Annotated in this window: 17 protein-coding genes; 11 read left to right on the top strand and 6 right to left on the bottom strand. The window is 68.1% G+C overall.

Annotated elements, in window-relative coordinates; genetic code table 11:
- The first annotated feature begins 21 nt into the window (after nucleotides 1-21).
- Nucleotides 22-3885, top strand: a complete 3864-nt coding sequence (locus C1924_RS13910) for a YhdP family protein (protein ID WP_108765833.1) — start codon at nucleotides 22-24, stop codon at nucleotides 3883-3885.
- A gap of 64 nt (nucleotides 3886-3949) precedes the next feature.
- Nucleotides 3950-5395, top strand: coding sequence for a metalloprotease TldD (tldD, locus tag C1924_RS13905; RefSeq protein WP_108765832.1), 1446 nt, complete (start codon nucleotides 3950-3952; stop codon nucleotides 5393-5395).
- Between the two features lie 41 nt (nucleotides 5396-5436).
- Here the strand turns inward: tldD and yjgA are convergent, their stop codons facing one another.
- Nucleotides 5437-6024 carry a ribosome biogenesis factor YjgA gene (yjgA, locus tag C1924_RS13900; RefSeq protein WP_108765831.1) on the bottom strand — a complete coding sequence of 196 codons (588 nt, stop codon included), beginning with the start codon at nucleotides 6022-6024 and terminating at the stop codon, nucleotides 5437-5439.
- Between the two features lie 68 nt (nucleotides 6025-6092).
- Here yjgA and pmbA point away from each other — a divergent pair, with 68 nt between their 5' ends.
- Nucleotides 6093-7460 (top strand): metalloprotease PmbA, encoded by a 1368-nt coding sequence (gene pmbA, locus C1924_RS13895; protein WP_108765830.1) that lies wholly within the window; start codon nucleotides 6093-6095, stop codon nucleotides 7458-7460.
- An 87-nt stretch (nucleotides 7461-7547) separates the two neighbouring features.
- On the top strand, nucleotides 7548-7910 hold the full coding sequence (locus C1924_RS13890; RefSeq protein WP_108765829.1) for a DUF4870 domain-containing protein: 363 nt from the start codon (nucleotides 7548-7550) through the stop codon (nucleotides 7908-7910).
- Nucleotides 7911-7985: 75 nt separating this feature from the next.
- On the opposite strand, the gene C1924_RS13885 is transcribed toward C1924_RS13890, so the two are convergent.
- The 5 genes from C1924_RS13885 to C1924_RS13865 all read right to left on the bottom strand — a co-directional run bounded on the left by C1924_RS13885 (nucleotide 7986) and on the right by C1924_RS13865 (nucleotide 13140).
- Nucleotides 7986-8864 (bottom strand): farnesyl diphosphate synthase, encoded by an 879-nt coding sequence (locus C1924_RS13885; protein ID WP_108765828.1) that lies wholly within the window; start codon nucleotides 8862-8864, stop codon nucleotides 7986-7988.
- The gene (locus C1924_RS13880) at nucleotides 8854-9114 is read right to left on the bottom strand and encodes an exodeoxyribonuclease VII small subunit (RefSeq protein WP_065174877.1); all 261 of its coding nucleotides are present in this window, start codon (nucleotides 9112-9114) and stop codon (nucleotides 8854-8856) included. Before C1924_RS13880 ends, C1924_RS13885 begins: the two co-directional genes overlap by 11 nt.
- A 36-nt stretch (nucleotides 9115-9150) precedes the next feature.
- Nucleotides 9151-10437 (bottom strand): tRNA lysidine(34) synthetase TilS, encoded by a 1287-nt coding sequence (tilS, locus tag C1924_RS13875; protein WP_174208963.1) that lies wholly within the window; start codon nucleotides 10435-10437, stop codon nucleotides 9151-9153.
- A gap of 463 nt (nucleotides 10438-10900) precedes the next feature.
- Nucleotides 10901-11437 (bottom strand): WG repeat-containing protein, encoded by a 537-nt coding sequence (locus C1924_RS13870; RefSeq protein ID WP_108765826.1) that lies wholly within the window; start codon nucleotides 11435-11437, stop codon nucleotides 10901-10903.
- Nucleotides 11434-13140, bottom strand: a complete 1707-nt coding sequence (locus C1924_RS13865) for an alkaline phosphatase (protein ID WP_108765825.1) — start codon at nucleotides 13138-13140, stop codon at nucleotides 11434-11436. Before C1924_RS13865 ends, C1924_RS13870 begins: the two co-directional genes overlap by 4 nt.
- Before the next feature lie 152 nt (nucleotides 13141-13292).
- Here C1924_RS13865 and C1924_RS13860 point away from each other — a divergent pair, with 152 nt between their 5' ends.
- The 7 genes from C1924_RS13860 to C1924_RS13830 all read left to right on the top strand — a co-directional run bounded on the left by C1924_RS13860 (nucleotide 13293) and on the right by C1924_RS13830 (nucleotide 20398).
- Nucleotides 13293-14627: a dicarboxylate/amino acid:cation symporter gene (locus C1924_RS13860; protein WP_108765824.1), complete on the top strand. Its 1335-nt coding sequence runs from the start codon at nucleotides 13293-13295 to the stop codon at nucleotides 14625-14627.
- Nucleotides 14628-14858: 231 nt separating this feature from the next.
- The gene (locus C1924_RS13855; protein WP_108765823.1) at nucleotides 14859-15401 is read left to right on the top strand and encodes a hypothetical protein; all 543 of its coding nucleotides are present in this window, start codon (nucleotides 14859-14861) and stop codon (nucleotides 15399-15401) included.
- Between the two features lie 20 nt (nucleotides 15402-15421).
- The gene (locus C1924_RS13850) at nucleotides 15422-16021 is read left to right on the top strand and encodes a hypothetical protein (RefSeq protein WP_108767067.1); all 600 of its coding nucleotides are present in this window, start codon (nucleotides 15422-15424) and stop codon (nucleotides 16019-16021) included.
- A 45-nt stretch (nucleotides 16022-16066) separates the two neighbouring features.
- Complete coding sequence (locus C1924_RS13845; RefSeq protein WP_108765822.1) at nucleotides 16067-17449, top strand: adhesin; 1383 nt, start codon at nucleotides 16067-16069, stop codon at nucleotides 17447-17449.
- Between the two features lie 140 nt (nucleotides 17450-17589).
- Nucleotides 17590-18294, top strand: coding sequence for a C39 family peptidase (locus tag C1924_RS13840; protein ID WP_108765821.1), 705 nt, complete (start codon nucleotides 17590-17592; stop codon nucleotides 18292-18294).
- 13 nt (nucleotides 18295-18307) lie between these two features.
- Complete coding sequence (locus C1924_RS13835; protein ID WP_108765820.1) at nucleotides 18308-19057, top strand: hypothetical protein; 750 nt, start codon at nucleotides 18308-18310, stop codon at nucleotides 19055-19057.
- A 45-nt stretch (nucleotides 19058-19102) separates the two neighbouring features.
- Nucleotides 19103-20398: a transporter gene (locus tag C1924_RS13830; RefSeq protein WP_108765819.1), complete on the top strand. Its 1296-nt coding sequence runs from the start codon at nucleotides 19103-19105 to the stop codon at nucleotides 20396-20398.
- Nucleotides 20399-20771 lie beyond the last annotated feature (373 nt).

The raw sequence follows: 20771 nt of genomic DNA, 5'->3' as shown, positions 1-20771 counted from the left end.
GCCGGGCACCGGTCGGGGCCGATGAGCGCGCCGCCGCGCCTGCGACTGCGAAGGATCCGCCGTCATTTCATTGCTGCCTGCGCGGTCGGTCTGGTCGTGCTGGCACTGCTGGTGGGCACGCTCAGCCAGCTGCTGCCGCTGGCCGAGCGCCATCCCGAGGCGATCGCCGCGTGGCTGAGCGAACGGGCCGGGCAACCGGTCCGTTTCGAGCAGCTGGACACTTCCTGGACCCGGCGCGGCCCGTTGCTGCAGCTCAAGGGGCTGCGTATCGGTGCCGGGCAGGGGCTGGCCATCGGCGAGGCCGAGGTGCTGGTGTCGATGTACAGCGGCCTGCTGCCGGGCCGTTCGCTGACCGAACTGCGCCTGCGCGGCCTCGCGCTGGACCTGCAGCAGGGCAGTGATGGCCGCTGGTCGGTGCGTGGGCTGCCGCAGTCGAGCAGCGGGGGCGATCCGCTGGACGCGTTGCGCCGGCTTGGCGAACTGCAGGTGATCGGTGGCCGCCTGGGGGTGCATGCGCCCGCTCTGGGCGTGGATGCCACCTTGCCGCGGATCGACCTGCGCCTGCGCGTGGATGGCGACCGCCTGCGGGTGGGCGTTCGCGCCTGGGCACAGACCGATGCGCTGCCGCTGACGGCGGTGCTGGATCTTGACCGGCGCCACGGTGCTGGCCAGGCGTGGCTGGGTGCCGATCCGGTCGATTTCCATGCCTGGTCGCCGCTGCTGGCGGCCGGTGGCCTGCGCCTGCGTGAGGGCAAGGGCGAACTCAACGTATGGCTGACCCTGCGCGATTTCGCGCCGGTAGCCTTCACCACCGATTCGGACCTGCGCGAGGTGCACCTGGAAGGCGCGCCGATGCCGGGCGTGACCACGCCGGGCCTGCAGCTGCAGCGCGTGCAGGCGCGCCTGCGCTGGCAGCGGCAGGGCGATGGCTGGGCGTTGCAGGTGCCGCGCCTGCGCCTGCAGAGCGGGCCGGACGAGCAACAGCTTGATGGCCTGCAGGTGCGGATGGGCAAGCGGCTGCAGATCAGCAGCGGCGCCGTGCAGGCTGGCACCGCGCTGCGCGCGCTGGCGCTGAGCGACCGGTTGGATGCAGGGCTGCGCCATTGGCTTTACTTGTCCAAGCCGCAGCTGGATGTGCGGGCGCTGCAGCTGCAGGGCGAGCGCGATGGCCCGCTGTGGGCGCAGGGCGAGCTGCAGGCGCTGGGCTTTGCCAGCGTGGGCGATGCGCCGGGCGTGCGTGGCCTGGGCGGGCGGTTTGAAGGCGATGCCGATGGCTTCAGCCTGCAGCTGACACCGCAGCAGCAGTTGCAGTTCGATTGGCCCACCGGCTTTGGCGAGCGCCACGACCTGCACCTGGCCGGGCAGATCGTCGGCTGGCGCGACGAGGCCGGTGGCTGGCGCATCGGCACGCCCGCCATGCGCGTTGAAGGCACCAACTACGCGGCCGACGTGCGCGGTGGCGTCTGGTTCCAGGGTGATGGCACGCGCCCGTGGCTGCAGCTGGCGGCCAAGCTGGACGATGTGCCGATGACCGCTGCCAAGCGGTTCTGGATCCATTCCAGGATGAGCAAGGGCGCCACCGACTGGCTGGATGCCGCTCTGGTGGGCGGCCAGGTGCGCGGCGGCATCGGTCTGGTCAGCGGTGATCTCGACGATTGGCCGTTCGACCACAATGATGGCCGCTTCGAGGCCACCGGCCACATCAGCAACGGCGACATCCGCTTCCAGCACGACTGGCCGGTGATGGGCCAGGTCGATGCCGATATCGCCTTCATCGGACCCGGCTTCCATATGCAGGGCCGCGGCGACCTGGCCGGCGTGGCGGTGCAGAAGTTCGAGGCCGGCATCGCCGATTTCGGCCAGGCGCCGCTGTACGTGCGTGCCGACAGCCAGAGCGAGGCGGGCCGGTTGCTGGCGATGCTGCGGCAGAGTGGCCTGCACAAGGAATACGGCGATACCCTCGACAACCTGGTGGCCAGCGGGCCTGCCAACGTCCACTTCGACCTGCTGCAGCCGCTGCACCACGATGAAGGGGGCGGCCATCTGCAGGGCACGGTGGATCTGGCCGGTGTGAAGCTGGTCGACAAGCGTTTCCAGCTGGAATTCGACGCGATGCAGGGCCAGGCCCGCTATGGCAGCGGTGGTTTCGCCGCCGAGTCGTTGGCGGTGCGGCATCTGGGCCAGGACGGCCGCCTGAGCCTGCGTGCCGGCGGCTATGTTCGCGATCCCGCGCTGGCCTTTGAATCGGAACTGGTCGCGCGCCTGGACGCCAAGGTGCTGATCGACCGCGCGCCGGAGATGGCCTGGCTCAAACCTTACCTGGACGGCACCTCGGCCTGGACCATTGCGGTCAACCTGCCCAAGGCGGTCCCCGGCACGCCGGCCCCACCGAGCGAACTGCGCCTGCATTCGGATCTGGTGGGGACGCGCCTGGACCTGCCGGCGCCGCTGGACAAGCCGGCCGAGGAGGCACTGGCCACCTCGGTATCGGCGCAGCTGCCGATGGGTGATGGCCGCATCGACGTGGCATTCGGTCAGCGCCTGGCCCTGGCCGCACGCACCCACAACAACCAGACCGGCGTGCAGGTCACGATGGGCAGTGACCGCGTGGACCGCGATCCGCCGCCGGCAGGGCTGGTCATCAATGGCCGCAGCCCGACCCTGGATGCGCTGGAATGGATCGGCCTGGCCCGTGGCGCGGGCGGTGACGGCGACCCGATGCCGCTGCGTGCGGTGGACGTGCAGGTGGGCCGACTGATGCTGATCGGCGGCATCTTCGAGCAGACCCGGCTGCAGCTGCGGCCCGGCGCGCAGGCGCTGGACGTGCGGCTGGACGGCCCTTCGCTGGCGGGCCACCTGAGCGTACCCAACGCCGATGGCGGGACCATCAGCGGCCAGCTGGACCGGGTGCACTGGCAGTCGCCGCCGGCCGCCCCCGGCGCAGAAACCGCGGCGGGAGCGGCGCGGCCGCAGACCGGTGCCGATGACATGGACCCGGCCAGACTGCCGCCGTTCGCGCTGGACATCGCCGACCTGAAGTTCGGCAAGGTGGTGCTGGGCCAGGCCGTGCTGCGCACGCGCCCGCTGGGCAACGGCCTGAACGTGGATGAGCTGCGCTTCCGCGCGCCCGACCAGGAGATCGACATCACCGGCCGCTGGCTGGGCAAGGGCGCGGGCGCACGGACCGAATTGACCGCGAACGTGCGCAGCGAGGATCTGGGCGGCCTGATGCAGAACCTGGACTACGCCGGACAGCTGCGGGGAGGCTCCGGCCAGGCGCAGCTGCAGGCGGCCTGGGCCGGTGGACCATCGGATTTCCAGCTGGGCAACCTGCAGGGCACGCTCGACATCGATGCGCGCAACGGCCAGCTGCTGGAACTGGACCCCGGCGCCGGCCGCGTGCTCGGTCTGCTCAGCGTGGCCCAGCTGCCGCGTCGCCTGATGTTCGATTTCCGCGACTTCTTCTCCAAGGGCTTCGCGTTCAACCATATCGAAGGCGGGATGCGGTTCGCCGATGGCATGGCGCGCACCGACAAAGTGCTGATCGAAGGCCCGGCGGCCAACATCACCATCCGTGGCCAGACCGATCTGCGCCAGCAGCAGTTTGACCAGACCATCGACGTCAACCCACGCGCGGGCAACCTGCTGACCGTGGTCGGCGCGGTGGCCGGCGGGCCGGTCGGCGCGGCGCTGGGTGCGGCCACCAATGCGGTATTGTCCAAGCCATTGGGCGAGATCGGCGCCCGCACCTACCGGGTCACCGGGCCCTGGAAGGAGCCCAAGGTGGAGGTGATCGAGCGCAGCCGCGACCGTAGCCCGGCCCCACCGCCCGCGCCGGCCCCGGCCGTACCGCCGACCGTCACTGACCTGCCGCGGCCGCGGTGAGCGGCGCAATCCCTGTTCATCCGGTGGCCTTGCCTGGCCGCCTCAAGACCCCCAGATCGAGACCATGACTGATAACGCACTGACCCTCGCCCAGGATCGCCTGCTGCGCCCCGGTGGCCTGGATACCGCTGGCCTGGAGCGCACCTTCGGCCAGCTGCTCGGCCCCGGCGTGGACTTCGGCGACCTGTACTTCCAACACGCCCGCCGCGAAAGCTGGAGCGTGGAAGATGGCATCGTCAAGGACGGGGCCCATTCCATCGAGCAGGGCGTAGGCGTTCGCGCCATCGCCGGTGAAAAGACCGGTTTCGCCTATTCCGATGACATCCATGCCGATGCCCTGCTGACTGCCGCGCAGTCGGCCCGCGCGATTTCGCGTGAGGGCGGCGCGCAGGCCGGTCGTTCGCTGCTGCGCGGCAACGCGCGCGCGCTGTACCCGACGCTGGACCCGATCGACAGCCTGGGCAACGAGGCCAAGGTGGAGGTGCTCAAGCGCCTGGATGGCTACCTGCGTGCCGCCGACCCGCGCGTTAAGCAGGTGATGGTGAGCCTGTCCGGTGGCGTGGACACCGTGCTGGTGGCGCGTACCGACGGTGTGCTGGGCGCCGACGTGCGCCCGCTGGTGCGCCTGAACGTGCAGGTGATCGTCGAGCAGAACGGCCGCCGTGAATCGGGCTATGCCGGCGGCGGTGGCCGTTATGGCTATGCCGAACTGTTCGCCGATGGCCGTCCCGAAGCCTTCGCCCGCGAGGCACTGCGCCAGGCGCTGGTGAACCTGGAAGCCGTACCGGCGCCGGCCGGTGTGATGCCGGTGGTGCTTGGCCCGGGCTGGCCCGGCGTACTGCTGCACGAAGCGGTGGGCCATGGCCTGGAAGGCGACTTCAACCGCAAGGGCACCAGTGTCTACGCCGGCCGCATCGGCGAGCGCGTGGCCGCGCCGGGCGTGACCATCGTCGACGACGGCACGCTGGACGGCCGCCGCGGCTCGCTCAACATCGATGACGAGGGCCACCCGAGCCAGTGCACCACGCTCATCGAGGACGGCATCCTGGTCGGCTACATGCAGGACAGCCTCAATGCGCGCCTGATGGGCATGGCGCCGACCGGCAACGGCCGCCGCGAGTCGTTCGCGCACCTCACCATGCCGCGCATGACCAACACCTACATGCGTGCCGGCCAGCATGACCCGCAGGAAATGATCCGGTCGGTGAAGAAGGGGCTGTACGCCGTCAACTTCGGTGGCGGCCAGGTCGACATCACCAGCGGCAAGTACGTGTTCTCGGCCACCGAGGCGTACCTGATCGAGGATGGCCGGATCACTGCGCCGGTGAAGGGCGCGACCCTGATCGGCAACGGTCCGGAAACCATGCAGAAGGTGCGCATGGTGGGCAACGACCTGGCCCTGGACGAAGGCGTCGGCATCTGCGGCAAGGATGGCCAGAGTGTGCCGGTGGGCGTCGGCCAGCCCTCGCTGCTGATCGAAGGCATCACCGTCGGCGGTACCCAGGCCTGAGCCGGGCGATGGCCAGCGCCACCGCCCGGGCCGGCGCGGACTCAGTCCTCGTCGGCTTCGTCGGTCTCGACGTCGTCGGCCTCATCGGCCGCGGCCTTCAGGCCCAGCGCGGCCGGCAGCATCAGCGTGCGCAGCACCTGGAAGATCTCGCGGTAGGCGCGCGGCGGCTTGTTCTTGGCCTTTTCAGCCTGGGCGTTGCGCACCAGGGTGCGAAGCTGCTGGCGGTCGGCCTGCGGGTAATCGTCAAGCAGGGCGGCCAGCGCCTTGTCACCCTCGGCCAGCAGGCGCTCGCGCCAGTCTTCGGCGCGATGCATCATCGCCACTTCGCGGCGGCCGGTTTCGCTGTTGGCGTCCAGCGCGTCGCGGATCGCGTCCAGCGTGGCGTCCTCTTCGCGGCGCATGTGCTTGGCCAGGAACGCCAGCTGCCGCTTGTGGGCGATGTGGGCGGTGATCCGCTTGCACTCGGCGATGTGCGGCAGCAGGTCTTCCGGCACCGGCAGGCGCGCCAGCTGGGCCGGGGTCAGCGACACCAGTTTCTCGCCCAGGGCCAGGACGTCGAGCGCGTCGCGCCGGTTCTGGCTGCGGCTCTTGTCGTGGAATTCACCGGTTTCTTCGTCGCGTCCGCGCATCGTCCCTACCTGATCTCAAAAAAAGTCGCCCGGCGTGATGCCGGGCCCAACCCGCACAGGATAAAGCATTGAACGTGATCGCCCCTGAAGTGGCCGTCGGCGACGACAGCCCGGCCCGTCTGGAACGCCTGGCCGACCTTTCCCAGCAGCTGCTGGAGCGCGCCCGCGCGCTGGGCGCCAGCCAGGCCGAAGTGAGCTGCAGTGAAGACCGCGGGATGGAAGTGAACGTCCGCCTCGGCGAGGTCGAGACCGTGCAGTCCACCCGCGACCGCGGCATTGCCGTAACCGTCTATTTCGGCAGGCGCAAGGGTAGTGCCAGCACGGCCGACCTGAACGAGGCGAGCCTGGCGGCCACGGTCGAGCAGGCCTGCGCGATCGCCCGCCACACCGAGGACGACCCGGCGGCCGGCCTGGCCGATGCCGCGCTGATGGCCCGCGATTTTCCCGATCTGGACAGTTGGCACCCCTGGGCGCTGCAGGCCGACGAGGCGGTGGACCTGGCGCTGGCCTGCGAAGCAGCCGGCCGCGAGGCGGACACGCGCATCAGCAATTCTGACGGCGCCTCGGTATCGAGCATGCAGAGCGTCTCGGTCTACGCCAATTCGCACGGTTTCATCGGCCGTGAGCGGGGCACCCACCATTCGGTCGGCTGCGCGCTGATTGCCGGCACCGGCGATGGCATGCAGCGTGATGGCTGGTACACCGGCGGCCTGGCCCGCGAGGACCTGGAGGCGGCCGACCATGTGGGCCGCCGCGCGGCCGAGCGCACCGTGGCCCGCCTGCAGCCGCGTTCGCTGCCCACCAGCAGCATGCCGGTGCTGTTCGCCCCGGAAGTGGCGCGCAGCCTGGTCGGCCACCTGCTGTCGGCGGTGTCCGGCGGTGCCCTGTACCGCCAGGCCAGCTTCCTGCTGGACAGCGTGGGCCAGACCCTGTTCCCCGCGTGGATGCAGATCGAGGAACTGCCGCACCTGCGCCGCGGCCTGCGCTCGGCCGCCTTCGACGGCGACGGCGTGGCCACCCGCGCCTCGGCCCTGGTCCGCGACGGCGTGCTGCAGCGCTACGTGCTGGGCAGCTATTCAGCGCGCAAGCTGGGCCTGCAGACCACGGCCAATGCCGGTGGCGTGCACAACCTGCAACTGGCGGCCAACGCCGGTTCGCTGCAGGACATCGCCCGGCAGATGGGCCAGGGCCTGCTGGTGACCGAGCTGATGGGGCAGGGCGTGAACGGGGTGACCGGCGATTACTCGCGCGGCGCGGGAGGCTTCAAGGTCGAGAACGGCGAGATCCAGTACCCGGTGGACGGCATCACCATCGCCGGCAATCTGCGGGAGATGTTCGCCGCCATCGAGGCGGTCGGCAGCGATGTCGACCCGCGCTCGCATATCCGCACCGGTTCCATCCTGGTCGGGCGGATGACGATCGCCGGTAATGATTGATGCCATTGATGGCGTAAGCTATGCGCGCCTGACGCATCCGGCCTGCTGCCGGTTGCTCAAGACCACCCAAAAAAAAGGAGTTTTGTCGTGAGCGATTTCGATAACGTGCCGGCCGCCGCCAACGTGCCGAGCGACCAGCGCACCATGGCGCTGGCAGCGCACCTGCTGGGCATCTTCACCGGCTTCATCGGTGCCCTGATCATCTGGCTGATCAACAAGGATGATGCGGGCAAGGCCTTTGTCACCGACCAGTCGAAGGAAGCGCTGAACTTCCAGATCACCGTGGCCATCGCGGTGGTTGCCTGCGTGATCCTCAGCTTCGTCATCATCGGTGCCATCCTGATGCCGATCGTGTACGTGGCCAACCTGGTCCTGTGCATCATCGCTGCGGTGAAGTCCAACAACGGCGAAACCTACCGTTACCCCTTCACCCTGCGCCTGATCAAGTAAGCGGCAACGATCAACGATGCAGACAGAAACGCCCGGCAGTGCCGGGCGTTTCCATTTGCGGCGCGGGTAGCGCGATCAGTGGTCGCGTTCCACCGCGAGTGTTGCCAGTGCACGCAGCGCGTCGGCCTCTTCACCGTAGCCGGCCAGCACCGACTGCATGCGTGCTGCCAATTCGCGCAGGTGCGCCTTGGCGCCGTCCATGCCCAGCAGTGCTGGGAACGTGCTCTTTTCCTGCGCCTGGTCCTTGCCGGCGGTCTTGCCAAGCTGTTCCGAACTGGCTTCGACATCGAGGATGTCATCGCGGACCTGGAAGGCCAGGCCGAGTGCATCGGCAAAGTCATCCAGCTGGGCCAGCTGTGCTTCCGGCGCCTGGCCGCACAGCGCGCCCATGCGTACCGCTGCGCGGATCAGGGCGCCGGTCTTCAGGGCGTGCATGCGGGTGAGCGCGGCCAGCGACTGCTGCTGGCCAGTGGCATCGATATCCAGTGCCTGGCCGCCGCACATGCCGGATGCACCGGAAGCATGGGCCAGGGTCTGCAGGCAGGCCACGCGCAGGCTGGCCGGCAGTGGCGCATCGGCCAGCAGGCCGAACGCACGGGTCTGCAGGGCATCGCCGGCGAGGATCGCGGTGGCCTCGTCGAAGGCGATGTGGGTGGTGGGCTTGCCGCGGCGCAGGGCGTCGTCGTCCATCGCCGGCAGGTCGTCATGCACCAGCGAATAGGCGTGGATCATCTCCACCGCCATGGCGGCGGCATCGAGCTGGTCCAGCGGTGCGCCGAACAGCTGGCCGCTGGCATACACCAGCAGCGGGCGCATGCGCTTGCCACCGCCCAGCACCGAATAGCGCATCGCCTGGTGCAGGCGTTGCGGTGCGTCGGCCGGCGAGGGAAGGGCGGCGTCGAGCTGGCTTTCGATACGGTCGCGCCAGCGGGCGAACTGCGCTTCAGCCGTCATGGCTGGGCGGGTCGAAGGGTTCTGCGGTGTCGGGCTGGGCCGGATCGCTGAGCAGGCGCACGCGCAGTTCGGCCTGCTCCAGCGCCTGCTGGCACTGGCGGTACAGACCGACGCCGCGTTCGTAAGCACTGAGCGAAGCTTCCAGGCTCAGCTCGCCGGTTTCCATCTGCTCCACCAGCTGTTCCAGCGATTCGAGCGACTGCTCGAACTGGGCAACAGGGGAGGCGTTTTCGGGGGACTTCTTGGCCATGCGACAAGTGTGGACGGCTGCCGCGCGGGGGTCAATTCACCAGCCGCCGGGTCGCCACTGCAGCTGCGCATCGTGGTCCTGCAGCCACGCCTGCAGCGATGCGGAAACGACCACGTCGGCCGCGGCCAGCAGCTGCGCGCCGTCGAACAGCAGCGGCAGCTGCGCACGCCGCCAGGGCGCCAGGTGTTCACGCTGCAGGCAGTCCTTCAGTGCGTGTGAATGGGTGCGGCCGGGCAGCAGGATGCGCTCGCCGCCCTGCCGTGCACGCACCGTCAGCGGCTGGGAGAAGGTCGCGCCGCCAAGCAGGCGCAGCTGCCCACCATCCGGCAGCGGCAACGGGGCCTGGCCATCCCAGGTGGCCTGCCAGTCAGTCGGCAGCGCCGGCAGCACCGCCGGCAGCAGGTAGGCGTGCCCGCGCCACTGCTGGATGGCATGGTCCTGCCAGCGCACCTGTGCCTGGCGATCGCCGGGTGCTGCCAGCAGTTCCTGCTGCAGTTGTCGCAGCACCGTGGCCGGCAAGGGGGCTGCGCCATGCGCGCGCACCCAGGCACGCAGCACGCGCGCACCCCGCGCGGGCGACACCTGGCGCAGCAGTTCCAGCGACAGCACGCGGGGCGCAAGTTCCAGGTGGGCGATCAGTTCGGCATCTTCCTCGTCCAGCAATGCGCGGGTCTGTGCGCAGTGCCCCGCGCTGCCGGACAGTGCGGCGGCCGCCTGCGGCCAGCGTTGGCGCAGCAGCGGCATCACGTGCAGGCGCAGGAAGTTGCGGTCGGCGTGGTCCTCGCCGTTGCTGGGGTCTTCGATCCAGCGCAGGGCGTGTGTCTGTGCGTAGTCGCGCAGCGCGTCGCGTGCGGTGTGCAGCAGCGGCCGCCACAGGCGGTGGTCGTGCAGGCGGCTGTCGACGGCCATCGCGGCCAGGCCATCGATGCCGGAGCTGCGCAGGGCGCGCAGCAGGAAGGTTTCGGCCTGGTCGTCCTGGTGCTGGGCCAGCGCCAGCGTTTCGCCTTCGCGAAGTTCAGCGGCAAACGCCGCACGCCGTGCCTGTCGGGCGGCACCTTCCAGGCCCAGGCCCGAAGCGGTATCGACCTGCACGCGATGCACGGCCAGTTCGATGCCCAGCGCATCGCAGTGCTGCTGGCACTGCCGCACCCAGTCATCGGCGCGGGCCTGCAGGCCGTGGTGCACATGCACGGCGCGGAGCGGTGTGCCGCTGGCCTGCGCGCAGCGCTGCAGCCAGTGCAGCAGCACGGTCGAATCCAGGCCGCCGCTGTAGGCGACGAGCAGCGGCGATTCCAGCGTGACGAGCGTAGGGAAGGTACTCACGGCGGCAAGTATAGGGTTGCCCGGCAGGGCTGCGCCCCTGCACCTGCTCAATGCAACGGCAACGGCCGAAGCAACAGCAACAGCCGAAGCAACAGCAACAGCGGGCGTTCCGTGGGATGGCGGGGTGGGTCCGGTTGAGGGGGGCGCTGCAAGTACGTCCATGTAAGCTCGGTCGCCGCATCCATGCGGCTCACGCCCCCTCAACCGGACCCACCCCGCCTTCGACAGTTCTCCGCGAGCTGTCGGAACGGCACGGGGTCGGATCCCGTTGCTGCGCAACGGGCTCTGACCCCATTTGAATATCGATATCTGACAGATGTGCCGACCAACGGTCGGCACCTACCAACAGCCGCGGGGATCTGTCAGTGCCCCGCCATCCCACGGAATGCCGCTCTTGACGTTGAGGTTGCCGGCCAGCGGCCGGCACTACCGGGGGGGCAGGGCGCAGCCCTGCAAAAAGAACCTATTTGACCCGGCGCCCCGAGCGGTCGATGCGGAACCACTCGCCGCCTTCCATCGGCGTATGCCCATCGCCATCGGGCGTGCCACGCCGGCACCCGTTGCAGACCTCCGCTACGCCGTCCTCGAACGGCCACGCGAAATCAAACAGCGCGGGAATCACCTGCCGGAACTGCAGATCGAAGTAACCAACACGGTCACCCACGCGCCCGCGCAACAGGCCTTCCTGCGGCGATTCCGCACCGTTGTCCCAGGTCAGCACCGGCAGGCTGCGGCCGGTGCGATCCACGTAATGGAAGCCGTCGCCGGCATGCACCACCGCCAGTCCATCCTCGTCGTACGTCAGCGTCTTCAGTGCTTCGGCGCTGATCTTCACCTGCTGCCCGTCCACTTCGCAGCCGGGCAGGGCCCGCAGGCCATCCTCTTCAGTCAGCTGCCTGCACACGGGTGCCTGTGCCAGTACAGCGCTGCTGGCGAGCAGGCTGCACAGCACCAGCGACCGCACGAGGCGGCCGCCGCTGAGGTCCGGCAGACCCGTCACTGCGCCTCGGCCTTGCGCTCGAACTTGGTCGGTGCAGGCAGCTGCACCGGCACGCCCTGCGCGTCGCAGGTGCCGGCCTGGCAAAGGCGCTCGCGCAGGGCCGGGGTGGCCTGCACGATCATGTGGTAGATCGCGTTCTGTTCCAGGGTGCCGCGGATGGCCTTGCTGCCCGGGCCACGTGCCCAGATACCCACGTCTTCACCGCCGTGCGATTCGGACTTCATCGGCACCAGTGCTTCCTGCATGTAGTCCGGGTGCTGGGTGTCCACGGCATGCAGGTCCGGGCGGCCAGTGGCCGGCTCGAAGCTGCTCGGGTTGTGCGGGTAACGCTTGGCACCGGCCGGCTGCTGGTTCGTCGCACCGGTGTAGCCGGGGCCGTTGGCATAGCTCAGCGTGGTGTACGGCTGACCGTTGCCGTCCAGTGCATCGTCCAGCTTGCCGGCGCCGTCTTCGCCGCCCTTGTCCTTCACCTTGCCCAGGATCGGGTTGCCGCGTGCCGGGTAGCCGACGAAGTTGAGCGTGTGCGAATGGTCGGCCGTGACGATGATCAGGGTGTCATCGGCCGAGGTCAGTTCGTTGGCCACGCGCACCGCGTCGGACAGCGCCACCGTTTCGGTCAGCGCACGGTAGGCGTTGCCGCTGTGGTTGGCGTGGTCGATGCGCGCGCCTTCAATCATCAGCACGTAGCCTTCCTGGTGCTGCGAGAGGTTCTTGATGGCCGCAGCGGTCAGCTCGGCCAGGCTCGGCTCGCCGGCCGGATCCTGCGGGCGCTCGTATTCGTAGCGCATGTGGTCGGGCTCGAACAGGCCGAGGATCGCCGGTGCGGTGGCTGCGGCCGCAAGCTGCTTGCTGTTCCAGACGTAGGCACCCTGCGGATGTGCCTGCTGCCATTCCTGCACCAGGCTGCGCCCATCCAGGCGCTGGCCAACCTTGTCGTCGTACTCGGGGTCGCGCTCTTCCACGGTGGTGAACTCGCCGCGACCGCCGCCAAGGGCAACCAGCGGGCCACGGCCATAGCGCGAGGTCGACAGCAGCTGCTGGGCGATGTCCTTGCAGCCGGCAGCCTTGGCCGCGTCGGTCAGGTCGGTGTCGTTCTCCCAGTTGCGCTCGGGCGAGTGCGCGTAGGTGGCCGCCGGGGTGGCATGGGTCAGGCGCGCGGTGGAGACGATGCCGGTGGCCAGGCCGGCGCTGTCGGCCAGCTGCAGCCAGGTCAGCAGTCCCTTGTTCAGGCTGTCGGCGCAATCGCTGCGGTTGCCGGCGCTGACACCGATCGCGCCCATGTGGGTTTTCACGCCGGTGGTGATGGCGGTCATCGTGCCCGCCGAATCCGGCGTCTGCGAATCGGTGTTGTAGGTCTTGCTGAACGCCGTGGCCGGGAAGCGCTCCCAGGACAGCAGGTTCTCTTCGCCCGATCCGCCCTTCTGCTGGCCTTCGTAGATGCGCGAGGCGGCCACCGTGGTCAGGCTCATGCCGTCGCCCAGGAACAGGATGACATTCTTCGCCTTGCCGGACATCGCGCCATTGGCGGCCGCCTGGGCTGCACCGCTGCGGTACCACCACTGCGAGGTCTCGCCGGCCGGATGGGCCACGGGATCAACGGCGACCTTCAGGCCGGCCGGGGCGGAGGCGGGGGAGGTGCTGGCGCAGGCGCCGAGCAGAAGCGTGGTGGCGCAGGCGGCCAACAGGGAGACGGAACGACGCATGGACGCTGGGATCTCACAAACTGTAACGGGGCATTCATTATGCCCAACGCAGCAAGGCACGCCGATGACACACTGATTTGCCGGTGGGGCGGTCGTTCGCAGGGCGCCCATGGGCTATCGTGCATCCATCCTTTCCTCCCCTTGGATTGCCTATGAAGCTGGTCTCTGCCTGGCTGCGGATTCCATTCTGGCAGCGCGTGGTCGGTGGCTTCGTGCTCGGCGCGCTGGCGGGCTGGGCGTTTGGCCCGGCTGCTGAAACGTGGTTCGGCCCGCTCGGCGAACTGTACGTCACCCTCATCAAGATGATCGCCGTGCCGCTGGTGTTCTTTGCGGTCATCAATGCCATCTCTTCGCTGCACGGCCAGAAATCGGTCGCCGCGCTCAGTGGCCGCACGTTCCTGTGGTTCATCATCACGGCCGCGCTGGCGGTGTGCGTGGGCCTGGGAGTGGGCACGGTGCTGCAGCCGGGTGCGGGTGGCCTGCAGCTGTCGATGGCCAACAACTACGTGCCGCGCGAAGTGCCCAGCGTGGTGCAGGTGCTGCTGGATGTGGTGCCGTCCAACGTGTTCTACGCACTGTCGGGCATCGGCACCAAGGTCAATGCCGCTGGCGAGACCGTGCTGGCGGCCGGCCGTGGTTCGATCCTGCCGGTGATCTTCTTCGCCGGCCTGGTGGGCTTTGCCATCGTCAAGCTCGGCGAGAAGGTGACCGAGGCGCGCAGGCTGGTCGGCCAGATGAGCGACATCATGATCCAGGTGACCCGCTTCGTGCTGGAAGTCACCCCGATCGGTACGTTCGGCCTGATCGCCGGCCTGGTCGGCAGCTATGGCTTCGAGAAGCTGCTGCCGCTGGGCCACTTCGTGCTGGCCCTGTACGTCGCCTGCGCGCTGCACATCGTGGTGGTCTACAGCGCGCTGCTGCTGTCGCACGGGCTCAATCCGCTGAAGTTCTTCCGGGGTGCCGCGCCGGGCATGCAGGTGGCCTTCGTCAGTTCGTCCAGCTTCGCCGCGATGCCGGTGGCGCTGCGCTCGATCACCCACAACCTGGGCGTGAACAAGGACTACGGCTCCTTCGCGGTGCCGCTGGGTGCAAGCATCAAGATGGACGGCTGTGGTGCGATCTATCCGGCGTTGTGTGCGGTGTTCATTGCCCAGTACAGCGGCGTGCCGCTGACGCCCGAGCAGTACGTGGTGGTGCTGATCGCTTCGGTGCTGGGCAGCTTCGGCACGGCCGGCGTGCCGGGCACGGCGGTCATCATGGCTACCGTGGTGCTGAGCGCGGCCAACCTGCCGCTGGAAACCATTGGTTACCTGTATGCCATTGACCGCATCCTGGACATGATGCGCACGATGACCAATGTGACCGGACAGATGCTGGTACCGGTACTGGTGGCCAAGGAAACGGGTCTGCTTGACCAGTCTGTGTATGACAACCCGTCCACCAATGTCGGTCTGGATGACCCCGATCCGACGCCGCCGCGTAGCTGAAGCGGCACTGCAACGGGCTGTATCAGCGCCTGTAACACCGCTGATACAGCCCCGTCCGCGCCTTGTGCAGCGTTGTTTCCTGCGCGTTAAGGTGAACGGAATCCGAACGCTTCTGTAACACCGTGCTGGCAATCCACCCGCCCGCAATGGGCGGGATCGCCTGCTGTCAGGCCTTTCCGGAGTTGGCACGGAAACTGCTCTGTCCCTGCGCATACGCAACGGGAGAGCGGCATGGACAGCAGCACCACCCATCTCGGTTCCTCGGTCCGGCAGCTGGCGCTGCTGCTGGCCCTGGCCTGCCCGCTGGCGGCCACCGCCTCCGGCGCGCGCCAGGGCGTGAAGCCGCAGCCGGGCGAGATCGTCCTGCTGCGGGATGTGGCCGCACGTCCGGCCTATCGCATGGCGCCGCCCGGCATGGCGTTGATCGCCGATCCCAAGCCACAACGCGAGATCGCCACCGCACTCGGCAGCGGTGGCGGCAGCACTGGCATGGACGAACTGAGCGATGACGACTATGCCGGGCTCGGGGCGGGCCAGACCGGGCACGTGGCCGCGCCGGGCGGCACCACCGTCGAGCGGGTGACCCACCAGGCACTCGGTGGCACCCTGGGCCGTTCCAGTGACGGTGCATTGGGCGGCAACAGCCTGGGCGGTGCGATGAGCGGCCCGCTGGGCGCGGTCGGCAACACCACCCGCGGCATCGGTGACACCGTCCGCGGTGCACTGGCGCAGTTCCCGCTCGGTGCGGCGGCGCCGCAGGGCGGTGGCAAGTGAAGCGCACGGTACGTGGCGCGCTGCTGCTGGTGCTGGCCGGTGTGCCGGCGCTGGCATGGGCCGACGACTACAGCGGCATGTTGTCCTACCTGGACGTGGCGCGCATCGGTGACCGCGCGCTGGCCGGTGCCAGCGGCGCCATCAGCGTCAACCAGGCCGCCGGCGACCTGAACATCCAGGCCAATCTGCAGGGCATGGCAACCGGCGACCAGGCCAACGTGGCCATCGCTGCACGGCAGCAGCGCCATGCCGACGTGGTGCTGTCCGGGCCGCTGCAGGCCAGTGCGCATATCGAAGGGCAGGCGCTCAACGGCGCCAGTGGCATCGCATCGATCAACCAGGCCAGCGGCATTGCCAACACGACGCTCAACGTCGTCAGCGCAACGCTGGCCAGGCAAGGAATACGCGAGACCGACGACGCAGCTTTGGCGGCGTCGGACATCGCGTCAGCAGGGGGGCAGGGCGACACCGGTGACGGTGTTGCGGCGGGTATCCGCAGTGTCGGCGTTTCCGCCTCGGCACTGCGGGGCTTCGACGGTGTCCTGCAACTCAATCAGATCGCGGGAGCCCGCAACGACACGGCCAACGTGCTTGGCCTGGTCGTCCAGGGCAACCCGTGAGTACCACCCACCACCCGATGTATCACTGATGAGAGAGAGGGCACCATGAAAGCGACCGTCAAACAGTCTCTGCTCGCCATGGCAATTGCTTCTGCCTCGACCGCTGCTGCGGCCAACGGCTGGGACAACCAGAACGCCAGCGCGAACATCAACCACAACCATGTCGTGACCGAGACCCGCAACGACACCCACAACCACACCGACAACGAGGTCCGCAACTGGACCCGTACCAACACCACGGTACGCAGCAACACCGATACCTCCAACGTGACCCGCAACCGCACGGTCAACGAGCAGGTACAGAAGCACAGCAACATCCAGGCCGACGAGCGCAAGGAAAAGAACAACCACGGCGTCGACGTGAACCTGGAAAAGGATCTGCGCCTGAGCAGTGACGTGAACTTCTCCGGCGATCCGACCATCACCGGTGACATCGACCTGGATTCGGCCGCCATTGCGGTCATCGACAACCGCCAGTCGGTCAGCAACAACGTAGGCTCCAACAGCCTGGTCACCAACAGTGCGTCCATCGCGGACGAGGTCGGTTCCGGTGCCTCCGGCAACCTTGGCTTCAACGTCGCGGCCGGTGACAACAACGCGCAGGACAACGCCGCTTCGCTGTCCGCCGCTGATGCGTCCTTCAGCTTCGGCATGGCCGACGCAGAAGTGTTCGTCAACCAGGCCGGCATGGGCAACGTCACCATGAACTCCGGCGTCACCAACGCCGCCAGCCTCGGTGGCAATGCCTTCGGTGGCGCGTCGGGCAACATCGGCGTGAACATCGCCTCGGGCAACAACAACGAGCAGAAGAACGCGCTCGCTGCTTCGGTGGCCACCAGTGCGATTGCCCAGTCCAGCATCAGCTCCAACCAGATCTCCAGCGGCAACGCGGTGTCCAATGCCGGCTTCGTGCAGTCCTACACCGACACCGTGGAAGTGGGCATGAGCGGTGGCGTGGGCGGCCTGACCCTGGCCTATGGCGCCGGTACCTACAGTGGCCGGGGCAATGCCTACCAGATGGCGAACTACTACCTCGACACTTGGGATGGCGACCTGCCGCATCCGGATGGCAACAGCACTGGGCACATCGATCTGGACAACGAGATCCAGAACGCCACCCCGAACCCGTACCGGCAGGGCGTCGGTGGCCTGGGCTTCGATACGCGTGAAAGCGGCACCAGCCAGTTCGTCGAGCTGGGCATTGCCGACCTGTACGCCAGCCTGAGCGGTACCGTCACGACCACCCGCTGGGTGAACGTGAATGCGACCAACACCTCGGCGCTGTCGGGCAGTGCGTTCTCGGGCGCCTCGGGCAACATCGGCGTGAACGTCGCTTCGGGCACCGGCAACCTGCAGGCCAACAGCCTGGCCCTGGCCGTGGCACAGCCGAGCACCGGCGGTGGCGGCGGCACCGGCGGCGGCGAGTAACTCCTGGCGTGACCGCTTTCGCAGCGATGCTGCGTTGAGTGCAACAAGCCCGGCCATCCGCCAATGGCCGGGTTCCCCCGGGAGCCCCTGCTCCTCCTCCCCCTTGGGGCAGGGGCTCCTTCCTTCCGCTGGAGGGCACCATGGCCGCACACCGCTGCTGGATCCGCCTGCTGTCCTGCCTGCTGTTGCTGGGCAGCGCCCACGCATGGGCAGGTGACGTCGCGTTCACCGGGGTATTGCCCAATGGCGCGCTGATGCAGCAGAAGGTGGAAAGCATGCAGGAGCGGCGCTACCGCAACCTGGTGCGGCAACACACCGATTACAGCTGTGGCGCGGCCGCACTGGCCACCATCCTGCGTTACGCCTACCACCTGGACACCAACGAAGCGACGGTGATCGAAGGAATGATGGGCGTATCCGATCCGCAGCTGGTGAAGGAGCGCGGTTTTTCGTTGCTGGACATCAAGCGCTATGTCGAATCACTCGGCATGCGCGGGCGTGGCTACCGCATCGACGAAAGCCGGCTGCGCACGCTGCGGGTGCCTGGCCTGGTGCTGATGGACGTGCGCGGGTTCCGCCATTTCGTGGTGCTCAAGCAGGTTCGTGGCGGCATCGTCGAGGTGGCTGATCCCATCCTCGGCAACCGCAGCCTGTCATTGGCCGAGTTCAACGAAGCGTGGCCGTCGCGCGCTGTTTTCGTCGTCATCGGCAGCGACTTCGATCGCAATACCGTACTTCTGCAACCCAGCGAACGGCCCAGTGCGCGTGCGTTGTACGCGCGGCAGGGCCCGATCACCGATGCCGAACTGGTCGATTTCGGCTTCAGCCATGCCGACCTGTTCTGAAGGAGGTTCGATCATGCGGTGCCAACGTTTGTTGATTGCCACGCTGCTGCTGTTGCCGGTGCTGCCCGCGTGGGCGGCCGAGGGCACGCCGGGGCGTGGACTGAAGGAAATCCCCGATCCCGAACTGAATCTGATGCGCGGCCGCTACACCGTGGGCGGCAACAACGTGGCCTGGTTCGGGGTGACGATGATCTCGCGGTGGCAGGGCGCCAATGGCAGCAGCGTGCAGGGTGCGCTGACGCTGGGCATGGACTTCCGCCAGGGCAGCACGCCGCGGCTGACGTTCCAGCCACACGTGCAGGTGACCAACGCGGATGCGCCGTTGCCCACCACCGACGGGCGTAGCATCGACAGCAGCGGCCTGGGCAACGCCACCGGCCTGGTGCAGGCCGTGCAGGTTGCTGGCGACGGCAATACCGCACGCAACGTGACCACCCTGACCGTGCGTGACGGCGCGGTGCCGACCACGACCGACGATGGCAGCCGCATCGCGCAGATGCAGCATGGCGGGGCCAGCGCAACGGCGGTGCTTGAGGGCAACCAGGCGCGCCTGATGCTGCAGATCGATGGCCAAGGCCTGGTGCAGCAGTGGATCCGCAATGGCAGCGTTGGCCAGGGCATTGCCCTGTCCGGTGATGGCCAGGCGGCAAGCAACCGGCTGCAGCTTGAGCTGGTACGCAACACCGTGGCCAGCAACCAGCCGTTGAGCCAGAACGTGGCCCAGGCGATCGCGCTGAACCGCGGCATGGGCCCGGGCCAGTAACACGGCCCGGTCAAGGGGGACGGACGGACAACGCAGGGCAACGACATGCACACCTATTTGCGGCTTACCCCGCTGGCGCTGGCGGCGCTGGCGGCCAACGCCTTCGCCCAGCAACCGGCGGCGGAGGCCAAGGACGGTGCCGACGTACAGGCACTGATCACCCAGCTCGAACAGCTCAAGGCCAACTACGCGCAGGAAGTGCGCCGCCTGCGCGAGCTGGACATGCAGGTACAGGCCATGCAGGCACGCCTGAGCGGACGTGCCGGCGCCGCCACGGCTCCGGCCGCACCCCTGGCTCCAGCGGCCGCCGCCGCTGCGCCGCCCAGCAGCGAGGGCTATGCCAGCACCGCTGCCGAGGCCCAGCAGGCCAAGCAGGAAGCGCGGCGCAGCGTGGATGATGTGAAGCAGCAGCAGGCAGCACTTTTCTCGCGGAAGTTCACCCTGGAAAACAGCCTCACCTACGCGCGCTATGACCGCAAGCAGCTCACCCTCAACGGCTTTCTTGCGCTGGATGCGATCTTCCTGGGCAACATCGCCATCGAAAACGTAGAGTCCGATTCGCTGACCTACAATCTGGCCGCGCGCTGGGGTGTCAGCCCGAACCTGACGTTGAACATGGATGTGCCCTACCTGGCACGGCGCACGGTCTACCAGAAGGGTGGTGCAGGCGGTGCTGCGGCGGCCATCGGGCAGGAAGAAACCAATGGCAACGGGCTGGGCGATGTCAGCATGAGCGCCAATTACCGCCTGTTCGGCGAGCGCGGCTGGCGCCCGGAAACGGTGCTGACCGGTGGCGTCACCGCACCGACCGGCCGCGCACCCTATGGCCTGGACTGGAAGGTGATCGAGCGCGATGACGATGACTACATCCGCTTCGCGGTGCCGCGCGAACAGCCCACCGGCAATGGTGTGTGGCAGGCCAACCTCGGCGTCTCGATGGTGAAGACCGCCGATCCGGCGATCCTGTTTGCCAACGCCGGCTACATCCATTCCTTCCCGCGCGGTTTCGACGATATCGACAGCAACCCGGACACCATGAACCCCGGTGACGTCAAGCTGGGCGGCTCGGTGTACTTCGGCGCGGGCGTGGCCTTCGCCTTCAACGAGCGCACCAGCCTGAGCATTTCCTTCAGCGACAAGATCAGCGCACGTGCCTCGACTCGGTTCCAGGGCGGGCAATGGGTGAAGGTGATCGGCAGTGATGCCAACGCGGCATCGCTCAACCTGGGCGTGACCTACGCGCTGAACCAGCACGCGACGATGGTGACACTGCTCGGCATCGGGCTGACCCCGGATGCACCGGACTTCACGCTGTCGTTCAAGGTGCCGTACATGTTGTAGCTGATTGCGGTGATCCTGCATCGGCAACGCCGGGCCTCGCCCGCCGTTCTTTTTTCGCAGCGGCGCTCACGCTCCCAGTAGAGCCGAGCCATGCTCGGCTGGCTTCCGACCGGGCGCGGCCCGGCAGCCGTTTCCCGCGACCGCGGAGGGGTGTCACTTTCTTTGCTCGTGCAAAGAAAGTAACCAAAGAAACACGCCGCCGTCCGCGAGCCGCCGCGCTGCGCGCGCCGGTACCCTGCGCTCCTCGGAGAACCAGGGGACGGCGCGGAACTCGCTGCGCTCAGACACCCGCGCCTCTTCGCCCCTGGTTCCCCTGCGGTGCTCGGCTCGCTTCAAGGCGGACCCAAGTCAACGTCAACTGCGGCGGCTTCGC

The sequence above is a fragment of the Stenotrophomonas sp. ESTM1D_MKCIP4_1 genome (assembly GCF_003086895.1).
Lineage (GTDB): Bacteria > Pseudomonadota > Gammaproteobacteria > Xanthomonadales > Xanthomonadaceae > Stenotrophomonas.
The sequence above is the reverse complement of the archived record's forward strand: the minus strand, read 5'-3'. Positions and strand labels throughout refer to the sequence as shown.